At 71.8% G+C, this 238-nt stretch carries 1 protein-coding gene; it reads left to right on the top strand.

Going from position 1 to position 238, the window contains the following annotated elements; genetic code table 11:
- Positions 1-238 (top strand): enoyl-CoA hydratase-related protein (locus SB719_RS22465; RefSeq protein ID WP_412160080.1); only part of this gene is annotated, 238 nt, incomplete at both ends.

The following is a 238-nucleotide window of genomic DNA, read 5'->3' as shown; positions in this document are numbered from 1 at the left end:
CCGCATGACCGTCTTGCTGGAATCCGTCGACCAGGGCCCGATCCGCGAATTGCGGCTGGCGCGTCCGCCGGTCAACGCGCTGAATCCCGCGCTGTGCCTGGCGCTGCGTGACGCGATCGACGCCGCCGTCGCCGACGGCATGGCCGGCCTGGTGCTCGCGGGTGGCCCGAAAGTGTTTTCCGGCGGCCTCGATGTCCCGCATCTGCTGGCGCTGCCGGACCGGGTCGCGTTGCGCGAG

It is taken from the genome of Pantoea sp. SIMBA_079, from assembly GCF_046940275.1.
In the GTDB taxonomy this organism is placed as follows: Bacteria; Pseudomonadota; Gammaproteobacteria; order Enterobacterales; family Enterobacteriaceae; genus Pantoea; species Pantoea borealis.
This window is presented reverse-complemented; position numbering and strand designations above follow the sequence as displayed.